14 protein-coding genes and 1 tRNA gene are annotated in these 12,684 nt (G+C 70.9%); 11 read left to right on the top strand and 4 right to left on the bottom strand.

The window, feature by feature from the left end:
* The first annotated feature begins 61 nt into the window (after positions 1–61).
* Positions 62–949: a UTP--glucose-1-phosphate uridylyltransferase GalU gene (gene galU / locus L0984_RS05105; protein ID WP_043119077.1), complete on the top strand. Its 888-nt coding sequence runs from the start codon at positions 62–64 to the stop codon at positions 947–949.
* A 72-nt stretch (positions 950–1,021) separates the two neighbouring features.
* Here the strand turns inward: galU and L0984_RS05110 are convergent, their stop codons facing one another.
* Genes L0984_RS05110 through cysM form a run of 3 tightly spaced genes read right to left on the bottom strand, consistent with a single transcriptional unit; the run spans position 1,022 to position 2,797 of the window.
* Positions 1,022–1,258 (bottom strand): sulfurtransferase TusA family protein, encoded by a 237-nt coding sequence (locus tag L0984_RS05110; RefSeq protein ID WP_255697122.1) that lies wholly within the window; start codon positions 1,256–1,258, stop codon positions 1,022–1,024.
* A 23-nt stretch (positions 1,259–1,281) separates the two neighbouring features.
* Positions 1,282–1,836: an NUDIX domain-containing protein gene (locus L0984_RS05115; protein WP_076510984.1), complete on the bottom strand. Its 555-nt coding sequence runs from the start codon at positions 1,834–1,836 to the stop codon at positions 1,282–1,284.
* 58 nt (positions 1,837–1,894) lie between these two features.
* On the bottom strand, positions 1,895–2,797 hold the full coding sequence (gene cysM, locus L0984_RS05120; protein WP_234192789.1) for a cysteine synthase CysM: 903 nt from the start codon (positions 2,795–2,797) through the stop codon (positions 1,895–1,897).
* Positions 2,798–2,884: 87 nt separating this feature from the next.
* Here cysM and L0984_RS05125 point away from each other — a divergent pair.
* A tRNA-Leu gene (locus L0984_RS05125) sits at positions 2,885–2,969 on the top strand.
* A 199-nt stretch (positions 2,970–3,168) separates the two neighbouring features.
* Positions 3,169–3,402 carry a hypothetical protein gene (locus L0984_RS05130; RefSeq protein WP_234192639.1) on the top strand — a complete coding sequence of 78 codons (234 nt, stop codon included), beginning with the start codon at positions 3,169–3,171 and terminating at the stop codon, positions 3,400–3,402.
* A 13-nt stretch (positions 3,403–3,415) separates the two neighbouring features.
* Here the strand turns inward: L0984_RS05130 and L0984_RS05135 are convergent, their stop codons facing one another.
* Positions 3,416–4,807 (bottom strand): aminotransferase-like domain-containing protein, encoded by a 1,392-nt coding sequence (locus L0984_RS05135; RefSeq protein WP_234192640.1) that lies wholly within the window; start codon positions 4,805–4,807, stop codon positions 3,416–3,418.
* 354 nt (positions 4,808–5,161) lie between these two features.
* On the opposite strand from L0984_RS05135, the gene L0984_RS05140 reads away from it, so the two are divergent.
* From L0984_RS05140 to L0984_RS05175, 8 genes are all read left to right on the top strand, one after another.
* Entirely contained in the window at positions 5,162–5,644 is a 483-nt protein-coding gene (locus tag L0984_RS05140) for an MSMEG_0572/Sll0783 family nitrogen starvation response protein (protein ID WP_234192641.1), read from the top strand.
* A gap of 20 nt (positions 5,645–5,664) precedes the next feature.
* Positions 5,665–6,660, top strand: coding sequence for a Nit6803 family nitrilase (locus tag L0984_RS05145; RefSeq protein ID WP_234192642.1), 996 nt, complete (start codon positions 5,665–5,667; stop codon positions 6,658–6,660).
* Between the two features lie 20 nt (positions 6,661–6,680).
* Positions 6,681–7,778 carry an MSMEG_0568 family radical SAM protein gene (locus L0984_RS05150; RefSeq protein ID WP_234192643.1) on the top strand — a complete coding sequence of 366 codons (1,098 nt, stop codon included), beginning with the start codon at positions 6,681–6,683 and terminating at the stop codon, positions 7,776–7,778.
* 134 nt (positions 7,779–7,912) lie between these two features.
* Complete coding sequence (locus L0984_RS05155; RefSeq protein ID WP_234192790.1) at positions 7,913–8,455, top strand: MSMEG_0567/Sll0786 family nitrogen starvation N-acetyltransferase; 543 nt, start codon at positions 7,913–7,915, stop codon at positions 8,453–8,455.
* A 239-nt stretch (positions 8,456–8,694) separates the two neighbouring features.
* Positions 8,695–9,831, top strand: a complete 1,137-nt coding sequence (locus tag L0984_RS05160) for a sll0787 family AIR synthase-like protein (RefSeq protein WP_255697203.1) — start codon at positions 8,695–8,697, stop codon at positions 9,829–9,831.
* On the top strand, positions 9,824–11,074 hold the full coding sequence (locus L0984_RS05165; protein ID WP_234192644.1) for an MSMEG_0565 family glycosyltransferase: 1,251 nt from the start codon (positions 9,824–9,826) through the stop codon (positions 11,072–11,074). The genes L0984_RS05160 and L0984_RS05165 overlap by 8 nt, the downstream gene beginning before the upstream one ends.
* Positions 11,062–11,355 carry an MSMEG_0570 family nitrogen starvation response protein gene (locus tag L0984_RS05170; protein ID WP_234192645.1) on the top strand — a complete coding sequence of 98 codons (294 nt, stop codon included), beginning with the start codon at positions 11,062–11,064 and terminating at the stop codon, positions 11,353–11,355. Before L0984_RS05165 ends, L0984_RS05170 begins: the two co-directional genes overlap by 13 nt.
* 36 nt (positions 11,356–11,391) lie before the next feature.
* Complete coding sequence (locus L0984_RS05175; protein ID WP_234192646.1) at positions 11,392–12,678, top strand: MSMEG_0569 family flavin-dependent oxidoreductase; 1,287 nt, start codon at positions 11,392–11,394, stop codon at positions 12,676–12,678.
* The last annotated feature ends 6 nt before the right edge of the window (positions 12,679–12,684 follow it).

Raw genomic sequence — 12,684 nt, forward strand, 5'->3', positions numbered from 1 at the left:
CAGTCAAATGCGTGCAGTAGCATTGACCGATTCACGAATTTCAACTCTCCTGCACACACGCATGCCCACTTCCAGACGCATCCGCAAGGCCGTTTTCCCAGTGGCCGGCTTCGGCACCCGGTTCCTGCCTGCCACCAAGGCGCAGCCCAAGGAAATGCTGCCCGTGGTGGACAAGCCGCTGATCCAGTACGCCGTGGAAGAGGCTTATGCCGCGGGCATCCGCGACATGATCTTCGTGACCGGCCGCAACAAGCGGGCCATCGAGGACCACTACGACACGGCTTACGAGCTGGAAAGCCAGCTCGAAGCCAGCGGCAAGAACGCCCTGCTGCGCATCGCCCGCTCGGTGGCGCCCGAGGACATGACCTGCTCCTACGTGCGCCAGCCGCGCATGCTGGGCCTGGGCCATGCGGTGCTGTGCGCCGAGCATCTGGTGGGCGACGAGCCCTTCGCCGTGCTGCTGGCGGACGACCTGATGGTCGGTCCCGACGGTGGCGAGGGCGTGCTGTCGCAGATGGTGCGCACCTACAACAACCTCGGCGGCTCGGTGCTGGCCGTGCAGGAAGTGCCGCTGGACCAGGTGAAGCGCTACGGCATCGTGGCCGGCGACGCGATGGGCGACGGCCTCACCCAGGTGCGCGCCATGGTCGAGAAGCCCTCGCCCGAGAACGCACCGTCGCGCCTGGGCGTGGCCGGCCGCTATGTGCTGACCCCCGGCGTGTTCGAGGAGATCCGTCGCCAGCCCAAGGGCGCCGGCGGCGAGATCCAGCTGACCGACGGCATCGCCTCGCTGATGAAGAAGGAAAGCGTCTACGCCTATTCGTACAAGGGCGTGCGCTACGACTGCGGCAGCAAGGAAGGCTTCCTGCAGGCCACCGTCGAGCTGGCGCTGGCGCACCCCGAGGTGGGCGGCTTCTTCAAGGACTACCTGAAGAGCCTGCCGCTCTGAGCGGTCTCATCCGCTGGTGAAGAACGAAAGGGGCCTCGCGGCCCCTTTCTGCTTCTGGTGGCGTGCGCCGTCTCAGCGACGCCGGAGTACGTGGATGAACTCCGCGCCCACGGTCTCCTGCGACACCAGCCCGTGGCCGGTCTGGCGCGCGAAGGCCTGGAAGTCGCGGGTGGAGCCCGGATCGGTGGCCACCACCTTGAGCAACTGGCCGCTGGCCATGTCGTTCAAGGCCTTCTTGGCCTTGAGGATGGGCAGCGGGCAACTGAGCCCGCGGGTGTCGATTTCCTTGTCGATGGCGATGTCGGTCATGGGTCTTTCTTGCGCAGCGCGGTTCAGGTGGACAGGCCGCGGCGGCGCTCCTCGTTCTCTTCGGCGGTGAAGAACACCGGCTCGTGCCCGCGCGTGCGAAGCCAGTCGGCCAGTGCATAGCCCGTGCCGGCGGGCCAGCACTTGAGGTCGGCCAGGTCGTACAGGCGCCAGTCCACCAGCTCGGGCGAGAGCTTCACCTCGCCCTCGGCCACCACGTGGTAGGCAATGATGACCTGGTTCATGCGCTGGAAGTCGTAGGCGCCCACGATGCCGCAGCTGATCACGTCGAGGTTGGTCTCTTCCTTGACCTCGCGGGCGATGCCTTCAATGGGCGTCTCGCCGGCCTCCATGAAGCCGGTGATCAGCGCGAACATCTTGGGCGGCCAGGCCGCATTGCGCGCCAGCAGCACCTGCCCGTTGTATTCGACGATGGCGGCCAGCACCGGCGTCGGGTTGTTCCAGTGCGTGTGGCCACAGGCTGGGCAGCGCAGGCGGGCCTTGGGGCCGCCGTCTTCCATCATCTCGATCCATTCGAGCGGCGTGGCGCAGGCCTGGCAGAACTTGGGCAGGTTGTTCAAGGGCGGGGTCTCCGATGTGGTTGTTGTGGTGGTTGCGGGGACGGGGCCAGGGCGGTGCTCAGGCCGGGAACACGCCGGTGGAAAGATAACGGTCGCCGCGGTCGCAGACGATGAAGACGATGGTCGCGTTCTCCACCGTGCGGGCGATCTCCAGGGCCACCCACAGCGCGCCGGCGGCCGAGATGCCGCCGAAGATGCCTTCCTCGCGCGCCAGGCGGCGGGCCATTTCCTCTGCGCTGTCCTGGCTCACGTTGACGACCTGGTCCACGCGCGCGGGGTCGAAGATCTTGGGCAGGTATTCCTGCGGCCACTTGCGGATGCCCGGGATGCGCGAGCCCTCGGCCGGCTGCGCGCCGACGATCTGGATCGCCGGGTTCTTCTCCTTGAGGAAGCGCGACACGCCGGTGATGGTGCCGGTGGTGCCCATGGCGCTCACGAAATGGGTGATGCGCCCGCCCGTCTGCTCCCACAGCTCGGGGCCGGTGGTCTCGTAGTGGATGCGCGGGTTGTCGGCATTGGCGAACTGGTCGAGCACGCGGCCCTTGCCCTGCGCCACCATCTGTTCGGCCAGGTCGCGGGCGTATTCCATGCCGCCGCTCTTGGGCGTGAGCACCAGCTCGGCGCCGTAGGCCTTCATGGTCTGGGCGCGTTCGATGGAAAGGTCCTCCGGCATGATCAGCACCATGCGGTAGCCCTTGATGGCGGCCGCCATGGCCAGCGCGATGCCCGTGTTGCCCGAGGTGGCCTCGATCAGCGTGTCGCCGGGCTTGATCTCGCCGCGCTCCTCGGCGCGGCGGATCATCGACAGGGCCGGCCGGTCCTTGACCGAGCCGGCCGGGTTGTTGCCTTCGAGCTTGCCCAGCACCACGTTGCCGCGGGCGGCATTGGCAGCGGCCTCGATGCGTTGCAGGGCCACCAGCGGCGTCTTGCCGACCGCGTCTTCGATCGTCGGATAGGAAATGGTCATGGTTCTTGTGTAAAAGCCCGCTGCACCGAAGCGGTGTGCGAAGGCACTGTGCCATAATTTTGGGCTGTCTCGACGCTTCGTGCCGGAGTGGTGAAATTGGTAGACGCAGGGGACTCAAAATCCCCCGCCGCAAGGCGTGCCGGTTCGATTCCGGCCTCCGGCACCAACGACTGCGTGTCATGGCCTTTCCGGCCCGCGCCTGTCGTTCCAACCAGCGTTGCGCGTTCCCGCCTTCCGGCATCCGCAGCCTGCGGGCTGGTCCTCGTCCGAGGGCGCATGCCGGCACGGCTTTCCAGGGAGCCCGCCTCCCCTCGTACTGCGCTGCATTGACCGATACGCCCGATTCCCTTCCCCCAGCTTCCGGCATGAGCGACCGCCCGGCCGCGCCGATGGGTGCTCGCCCCACCGACGAGACCGACGGATCACGCATGCCTCCCGCCGGCAACACGCCGGAACCGGCCGTCGAATCCGACAGTCCCGCCTCGCTGCGCCAGCGTTTCGGCGAGGCCGCGTCGATGTTCGGCAAGCTCGACACCCGCCCCTTCGACGAGCGCAACCGCCCCGCGTCCTGGTGGTCGCGCTGGCTGCGCCGGCGTTGAGCTGAGCCCCTGATCAGGCCGCGCGGCAGCCGAGCACCGCGTCGCGCACCGCCCGCAGCGCCCGGCCGCAGTCGTCGCGCGTGAGCGGTCCGCCCAGGCACAGGCGCAGGGCCTCGGGCGGCATGCGGTCGGTCGAGAAGGCCTGGCTGGCCACCGCCGCCACGCCCATCTGCTGCAGCTGCTGCGCCAGCTCGGCGCTCACGCAGCGACCTCCCCCGTCCCCCTCATCTCCCTCCAGCGGCAGCCAGGCGTGAAAGCCCTGCGGATGCGTGCGCAGGCCCAGGTCGCCCAGCAGCTCGCGCGCCAGGGCGCTGCGCCAGCTGCATTCGGCGCGCATGGCATCGAGCGCCTGCGCCGCCAAGCCCGAGCCCAGCCAGTGCGTGACCAGGCCGGTCGTCAGCGGCGAGGCCATCACGGTCGTGGCACGCAAGGCGCCGGCCAGGCGCTGCGTGGCGGCATCAGTAGGCGCCAGCACGAAGGCATTGCGCAGACCCGCGCCCAGCCACTTGGAAGTGCCGCTCACGTAGTAGGTGAGCGCCGGGGCGAAGTCCGCCAGCGGCGGGGGCACGGCGGGCGCCAGCATGCCATAGGCATCGTCTTCGATGATGGGCACGCTGTGGTGGGCGGCGATGTCCGCCAGTGCCTCGCGCCGACCGAGCGACAGCGTGGCCGTGGTCGGGTTGTGCAGGTTGGGGCACAGGTAGAGCGCGCCGATGGCAGCGCTCTTGCACAGCGTCTCGAAGGACTGCGGCACGATGCCTTCCTCATCGCACTGCAGCGGCTGCAGCTGCGTGCCGAGCTGCGCGGCGATGGCCTTGAGGCCGGGGTACAGCAGCGACTCCACCGCCAGGCTCTGGCCCGGCCGCACCAGCAGGCTCAAAAGCGCCAGCAGCACGCTGTGGATGCCCGGCGCCACCAGCGTGTGCTCGGCACGCGCATGGCCCACCCACTGGCGCAGCCACTGCGCGGCGGCCTCGCGGTCGCGCGCGCTGCCGCCGAAGTCCTGGTAGCGCATCAGCTCGGCCACCGGCGTGGCGCCGACGAAGGCGGCAGCCTCGTCTTGCAACTGCTGGCCGACGGGATGGTCGCTCAGCTCCGGCGGCATGTTCATCGTCATCTCGGCGCCGGTGCCGCCGCGCAGCGGCAGGCCGATGAAGGAGCCGCGCACATAGGAGCCCAGCCCCGGCCGCGAGGCGATGAGCCCGCGCTCGCGCGCCTGCGCAAAGCCGCGCACCACCGTCGTGTAGTTCAGGCCCAGCTGCTGCGCCAGCTCGCGCAGCGGCGGCAGCCGGTCGCGCGGCGCGAGTCGGCCGCGCTGGAGGTCTTCGGCCAGCAGGTCGGGGATCAGCTGATAGGCCGGAAGTTCGCTGTGTCTCAGCCGCGCGGCCCAGTGCGAGAAGGGCATGGATCAATGGCTTTCAGGCGCTCGGGAAGCGCCAAGTAGAGCGCAATAAGCCGCCGCCGTGCGGTCGCAGTGCCTGCTTGTTTTGGTGCGCCATGCCATTGATCGGATGCATTGATTGCATCGGCCTGCGGCGCACTGGTGCATGGCGCGTGGGGCGCTCGTCATGCCGTGCCGGGCCGCGACCGGCCGCATGCACGCATGCCCATTGGCTTGATCGGCCATTGATCGGCCGCGCGGCTTGGCCAGCGGCCCGTTCCTCGCAAAGAGGCTGGCACCGCGGCACGAAGCGCCTGTCTTTCGAAGGCCTACCACCGCGGCCCGACCGATCCACCGCCAACCGCAACCGAGGTGCCCATGCCCCAAGTGACCCATCCCGCCGCCCAGAAGGGCGACTTCCTGGTCGACTACGAAGAGAAGGTCTTCGAAGACGTCAAGGCCGAGCCCGGCGAGAAGGCCCTGGTGACCTTCCACACCGTGGCCTTCGAAGGCTCCATCGGCTTCGTCAACCTGCTGCAGGCCACGCGGCTGCAGCGCAAGGGCTTCGAGACCTCGATCCTGCTCTATGGCCCGGGCGTGACCCTGGGCGTCAAGCGCGGCTTTCCCAAGCTGGGCGACTCCGCCTTCCCGGGCCACCAGAACTTCAACGAGCAGATCACCAAGTTCATCGCCGAAGGCGGCAAGGTCTACGCCTGCCGCTTCGCGCTGCAGGCGCTGTACGGCCATGGCGAAGGCGCGCTGATCGAAGGCATCCGCCCCATCAACCCGCTGGACGTGCTCGACATCGTGCTGCTGCACCGCAAGCAGGGCGCCTTCATCCTCGACACCTGGACGCTCTGAGCGTCGCCCCGGAGCAGCCGATGGCCCTGCCGAAGAAGAAGACCGTGCGCGCCGCCGCCGCGCAGATCGCGCCCGACCTGGACAGCGAAGGCGGCACCCTGGCCCGCGTGCTGGAGACGGTGCACGAGGCGGCCCGCCGGGGCGTGGAGCTGATCGTCTTTCCCGAGACCTTCGTGCCCTACTACCCCTACTTCTCCTTCGTGCAGCCGCCGGCGCGCCAGGGCGCGGACCACCTGCTGCTGATGCAGCGCGCGCCGACCGTGCCCGGCCCGATGACCGAGGCCGTGGGCGCCGCGGCGCGGCAGGCCGGCATGGTGGTGGTGCTGGGCGTGAACGAGCGCGACCACGGCAGCCTCTACAACACGCAGCTGGTCTTCGATGCCGACGGCCGCCTGGTGCTCAAGCGCCGCAAGATCACGCCGACCTACCACGAGCGCATGGTCTGGGGCCAGGGCGACGGCAGCGGCCTGAAGGCCGTGGACACGGCCGTCGGCCGCGTCGGCGCCCTCGCCTGCTGGGAGCACTACAACCCGCTGGCCCGCTATGCGCTGATGGCCGACCACGAGCAGATCCACTGCGCCCAGTTCCCGGGCTCGCTGGTCGGGCCCATCTTTGCCGAGCAGATGGGCGTGACGATCCGCCATCACGCGCTGGAGTCGGGCTGCTTCGTGGTCAACGCCACCGGCTGGCTGCACGACGAACAGGTGCGCCGCCTGATGCCCGACGAGGCCCTCCAGGGCGCGCTGCGCGGCGGCTGCCACAGCGCCATCGTCTCGCCCGAAGGCAAGTACCTGGCCGAGCCGCTGACCGAGGGCGAGGGCCTGGTCGTGGCCGACCTGGACCTGGCGCTGATCGACAAGCGCAAACGCATGATGGATTCGGTGGGCCACTACGCGCGCCCCGAACTGCTGTCGCTGGCCATCCGCCGCGACGCCGCCGCCACGACCCGGCCACTGGCCGCGGGCGAGCCGGCCCTTCTGTCCGACGACATCCCCCTGCCACCGGAGGCCGCATGAATCCGCAGACAAGACAGCTGATGACCGAACTGCAGACCCGCGGCCTGCGGCTCGAAGCCCCGCAGGCCGGCGCCGCCAGCCGCCGCGGCGGGGCCGGCCCCTCGGACCACAAGGCCGTGACGGTGGACGGCGTGACGCTGATGGTGCCGGTGCACACGCACGGCGCCTTCGACTCGCCCTTCGTCGCCGGCACGCCGGATGCGCAGGGCCGCGCCACGCTGCGCCACGGCACCATCCCGATCGCGCAGCTGAGCTTTCCGAAGGCGCCGCGCTTCTATGGCCGGCAGACGGCCGACGGCATTCCCTACCAGCAGATCGCCACGCTGCACGGCACCGACGTGCTGGCCACCACCGTGCTGCAGACCTGCATCCGCTACGAGAGCCGGCGCAAGGCCTGCCGCTTCTGCGCCATCGGGCAGTCGCTGGCGGCCGGCCGCACCATCGCCCACAAGACGCCCACGCAGCTGGCCGAGGTGGCGAAGGCGGCCGTCGAGCTCGACGGCGTCCGCCACATGGTGATGACCACCGGCACGCCACCCACCCGCGACCGCGGCGCGCAGGTGCTGTGCGACAGCGCCGCGGCCGTAAAGGCGACAGTGGACCTGCCCATCCAGGCCCAGTGCGAGCCGCCCGACACCGACGCCTGGTTCCAACGCCTGAAGGACGCGGGCGTCGACACGCTGGGCATGCACATCGAGGTGGTGGGGGAAGACCTGCGCCAGCAGATCCTGCCCGGCAAGGCCGAGGTGCCCATGGCCCGCTACTGGGAGGCCTTCGAGGCGGCCGTGGCCGTCTTCGGCCGGGGCCAGGTCAGCACCTACCTGCTGGCCGGCCTGGGCGACAGCGCCCAGACCCTGCTGGCCACCAGCGAGCGGCTGCTGGCCCTGGGCGTGTACCCCTTCGTCGTGCCCTTCGTGCCCATCAGCGGCACGCCGCTGGAAGACCATGCGCCGCCCGGCGCGGACTTCATGCGGTCCGTGCTGGAGCCGCTGGGTGCCATGGTGCGCCAGGCCGGCCTGCGCGCGGCCGACATCAAGGCCGGCTGCGGCAAGTGCGCGGCCTGCTCGACGCTGTCGGTGTTCGAGGACGCGGCGGCGCCCCTGGCCGAGGCTGCCTGAGCGTCCGGTCTGCTGATCTCCAGCCCCCAGACCTCCTGACCGCCCGAACACGCCGACAGCGCCAAAGCCAGTCCCTGCCCGAGTCCTCCGCTGGAGCCCATCTCATGATCCTCATTGATGCCCAACCCTGGCTCATGCCGTCGCCCCCTGCGCCGCGGGCCGACCACGCCTTCCGCATCCAGTGGGCCAGCATCCCCTGGATGCGGCGCGAGGCCCTGGCCCTGCGCCGGCAGGTGTTCTGCGAGGAGCAGCGCGTGTTCGACCGCGACGACCACGACGCCATCGACGCATTGCCCGGCACGCGCACGCTGGTCGCCTGTTCCACGCTGGCCGGACTGCCGGACGAAGTGGTCGGCACGGTGCGCATCCACGAGGAATCGCCGGGCACCTGGTGGGGCTCGCGCCTGGCCGTCGCGGCGCCCTGGCGGCGGCACGCGCTGCTGGGCACCGGCCTCATCCGCCTGGCCGTGAGCAGCGCCCATGCCCGCGGCTGCCGCGAGTTCCTGGCCCATGTGCAGCTGCAGAACGTGCCGCTGTTCGAGCGCCTGCACTGGCGGCAGGACGGCGTGGCCGACCTCCACGGCCTGCCCCATGCCCTGATGCGCGCCGACCTGCGCCAGTACCCGCCCTGCCACACGCCCGAGGCCGGCTTCGTGCTGGCAGGGAGCCGGGCATGAGCAGCCACGGCCCCGAATTCGTTCGCCCTGACTCCAGATCCGTTCGCCCTGAGCCTGTCGAAGGGCAGGACGGCGCGCGGCCAGGGCTTCGACAAGCTCAGCCCGAAAGGGTAGGGAGTGATCGGCCCGGACACCCCCAATCCGTTCGCCCTGAGCCTGTCGAAGGGCGGGACGGCGCGCGGCCGGGGCTTCGACAGGCTCAGCCTGAACGGATAGGGGGCGATCAGCCCTCCCGGCTTCTGCCCCCGCTGCTCGCCGCCCTGCGCGCCGGCCGCGGCTTCGCGCACAAGCGGGACATCGCCCGCGTGATGCAGGCGCTGGACGGCGACGCGGCACCCGCCATGGATGAACCGACGGTCATGCCCACCCACGCACCGACCACCGTCCCCAACGGCGACGACTGCGCCGTGCTGCCGCTGCCCGGCGGCGGCCACCAGCTGCTGGCCATCGAAGGACTGATGCCCGACTTCGTGCAGCAGCAGCCCTGGTTCGCCGGCTACAGCGCGGTGATGGTCAACCTGAGCGACGTGGCCGCCATGGGCGGCCGGCCCACCGCCGTCGTCGATGCACTCTGGAGCGCCGACGACGCGACCACCGCCGAGTTGCTGCGCGGCATGCGCGCCGCCTGTGCGCAGTACGGCGTGCCGCTCGTGGGCGGCCACACCAACCTTCGCAGCGCCGGCGCGCAGCTCGCGGTCGCGGTGCTGGGGCGGGCCGAGCGGCTCATCTCCAGCTTCGCGGCCCGGCCCGGCGACCGCCTGCTGGTCGCCACCGACCTGCGCGGCGCCTGGCAGGGCGATGCGCCCTTCTGGAACGCCAGCACTAGCGCACCCGCCGCACGCCTGCAGGCCGACTTAGCATTGCTGCCGCAGTTGGCCGAGGCCGGACTGGTGGACGCCGGCAAGGACATCAGCATGGCTGGCGTGCTGGGCACGCTGCTGATGCTGCTGGAATGCTCGGGCTGCGGTGCGCGTGTCGCACTGGAGCGCCTGCCCTGCCCCCCGCGCACCCACGGCGGCCCCGACTGGCACGCGGACAGCGACGCCGCCCATGCCGCGAGGCTGCGCTGGCTCAGCGCCTTTCCCAGCTTCGGCTTCGTGCTGGCCGTGCGGCCGGCGCTGGCCGCCGAGGTGCAGGCCCGCTTCGCAGAACACGGCATCGCCTGCGCCGACATCGGCGAGGTCCAGGCTGGCACGCGGCTGGATGTAGCCCTGGGCGAAGAGCAGGCCTGCCTGTGGGACCTGGCCGAGTCGGGCTTCATCCTCGGCGGGCCGGCGACATCGGCGACGGTTCCAACTTCAGCTTCGGCTTCAGCTTCGGCTTCGGCTTCGGCCCCGGCTTCGGTCGAGTCCGCGAAGGAGCGCCACCATGCCTGAGCGTCAGCAAGTGGGTCAGCCACGCGAGCACCTGCACGTCGGCCTCGCCATGCACAGCGTGCTGCCCCGCGGCGGTGTGATCCACACGCTGGAGCTGGCGACCGCCCTCGCCCGCCAAGGCGTCGCCGTGACCGTCTTCGCCCCGGTGGAGCCAGGCCAGACCCTGTTCCGCCCGCTGCCCGACGGCCTGCCGCTGCGACTGCAGGCCCTGCCCATGCCGCGCCCCAACGGCACCCTGCTGGCCGACCAGGTCGGCGAGCGCATCGCGGCCCTCCGTGCCGTACTGCCGGCCGCCGCGGCGCGGGCCGGCGTCGACGTGCTGCACGTGCAGGACAGCCTCAACGGCGCCGCGCTGGCGCAAAGCCCGCCGGCCATGCCCTGGCTGCGCACCGTGCATCACCTCGACGACTTCACCGATGCCCGCCTCGATGCCTGGCAGGCCATGGCGTGGCAGCGCGCACGGGCCGTCTGCTGCGTGAGCGACACCTGGTTCGACCAGTTGCGTGCCCGGCCTGAAGCTCCGCGCGTGCACCGCGTCTTCAACGGCGTGGACCTGCAACGCTTTCGCCCCGGCCCCGTGGCCGAGGATGCCGCGGCCCTTTCCGCACTGACGGCCGCCGGCCTCGACGGCGCGCCGCTGCTGCTGGCCCTGGGCGGCGTAGAGGCGCGCAAGAACAGCGCGCGTCTGCTGCGCGCCTTCGCCCGACTGCGCCGCGAGGTGCCGCAGGCCGCGCACGCCCGCCTGCTGGTGGCCGGCGGCGCCAGCCTGCTGCAGCACGGTGCCGAGCAGCAGCGCTGGCAGCTTGCGCTGGCCGACAGCGGTCTCGCCGAAGGGCCCGGCCAGCCGGTCTGGCGCACCGGCCCCCTGCCCGATGCGGCCAGCGCCGCGCTGATGCGTCGCGCCCGCCTGCTGGCCATGCCCTCGCTCAACGAAGGCTTCGGCCTGGTCGCGCTGGAGGCGCTGGCCTGCGGCACGCCGGTGCTGGTCTCGCGCCGGGCGCCCTTCACCGAGCACCTGGCCGGCAGCGCCGGCGTGAGCTGGTGCGAGCCCGAGGACGACACCAGCCTGGCCCTGGGCCTGGCCCGCGCCTGGACTCAGCCGCGCCTGGCGCAACCGCCCGCCGTCTGCCATACCCACAGCTGGGCGCGCAGCGCCCTGACCCATCTGCAGGTCTACCGCCAGTGCCTGGCGTCGGCCACCTCTTCCATGCCTACCCACGACCCCATCCCATGCCTGCCATGACCTACACCCTGCGCTGGCCCGATGCCAGCGAGACCGTCGCCTACTCGCCCTCGCTGGTGATCCAGGACTACTTCGCGCCCGGCCAGGCGTATGCGCTCGATGACTTCCTGCAGAAGCTGCGCGAGGCCACCGGCATCGCCAACGACCGGGTACGGGCCAAGTTCGGCTTCGCCTGCTCGCGCGCCAGCGACCAGTTGGCGGACATCGAGGCCCGCGTGGCCCGCCATGCCGGCGCGCCCGGCGCCCAGGTGCAGGTCGTGGCCTTCGGGCCGGCGGACTGAGCCACCGCGCCCGCTTCCCCATCCAAGGAGTAACCCATGACCGCTTCCACTGCCCTCGCCCCGCACTACCCCGTCGTCGTCATCGGCGGCGGCCAGGCCGGGCTGTCCACCAGCCATTACCTGCAGCAGGCCGGCATCGCGCACGTCGTGCTCGAAATGCACCGCATCGGCCATGCCTGGCGCGACCAGCGCTGGGACAGCTTCTGCCTGGTCACCCCCAACTGGCAGTGCCGTCTGCCCGACTTTCCCTACAGCGGCCCGGACCCGAAGGGCTTCATGCTGCGCGACGAGATCGTGGCCTACCTGGAGGCCTTCGCCCGCAAGACCCGACCACCCGTGATCGAAGGCGTGACGGTGCAGTCCGTGCGGCGCCATGCCGACGGCATGCTCGAAGTGAGCACCACGCTCGGCACCTGCCTGGCCGACCATGTGGTCGTGGCCACCGGCGGCTACGACCTGCCCATCGTGCCCGCCTGCGCCCACAGCCTGCCGCCGGCCATCACCCAGCTGCATTCGGTGGACTACCGCAACCCGGCGCAGCTGCCGCCCGGCGAGGTGCTGGTGGTGGGCTCCGGCCAGTCGGGCGTACAGATCATGGAAGACCTGCACCTGGCCGGCCGCAAGGTGCACCTGGCCGTGGGCTCGGCACCGCGCTCGCCGCGCGTGTACCGCGGCCGCGAATCCACCGAATGGCTGCACGAGCTGGGCTTCTACAACCTCACGGTCGACCGCCATCCGCTGGGCGACGAAGCCCGTCACAAGACCAACCACTACATGACCGGCCGCGACGGCGGCCACGAGATCGACCTGCGCCGCTTCGCGCTGGAAGGGGTGCGGCTGTACGGCACGCTGGCCGACATCCAGGGCACGCAGGTGAGCTTCCGCCCCGACCTCACGCGCAACCTCGACGAGGCCGACGAGGTGTACTGCAACATCCGCCGCGACATCGATGCCTACATCGCGCGCGCAGGCATCGACGCGCCGGTGGAACCGCCCTTCCAGAAGGCCTGGCAGCCCGATGCCGACCCCACGCTGCTGGACCTGCAGGCCGCCGGCATCACCAGCATCGTGTGGGCCATCGGCTTCCGGCCCGACCACCGGTGGATCGACCTGCCCGTCTTCGACGGCCGCGGCCATCCGCGCTTCCGCCGCGGCGTGACCGCAGAGCCGGGGCTCTATTTCGTCGGCCTGCCCTGGCTCAACACCTGGGGCTCCGGGCGCTTCCTGGGCGTGGCGGACGATGCGCAACACCTGGTCGAGGTGATCGGCCAGCGCATCGCCGCGGCCGCCGACCTGCCCGAGCCGGTGGCCGAGGCTGCCTGACGGGAG

This window comes from Pseudacidovorax sp. NFM-22 (genome assembly GCF_021401245.1).
GTDB lineage: Bacteria > Pseudomonadota > Gammaproteobacteria > Burkholderiales > Burkholderiaceae_C > Xenophilus.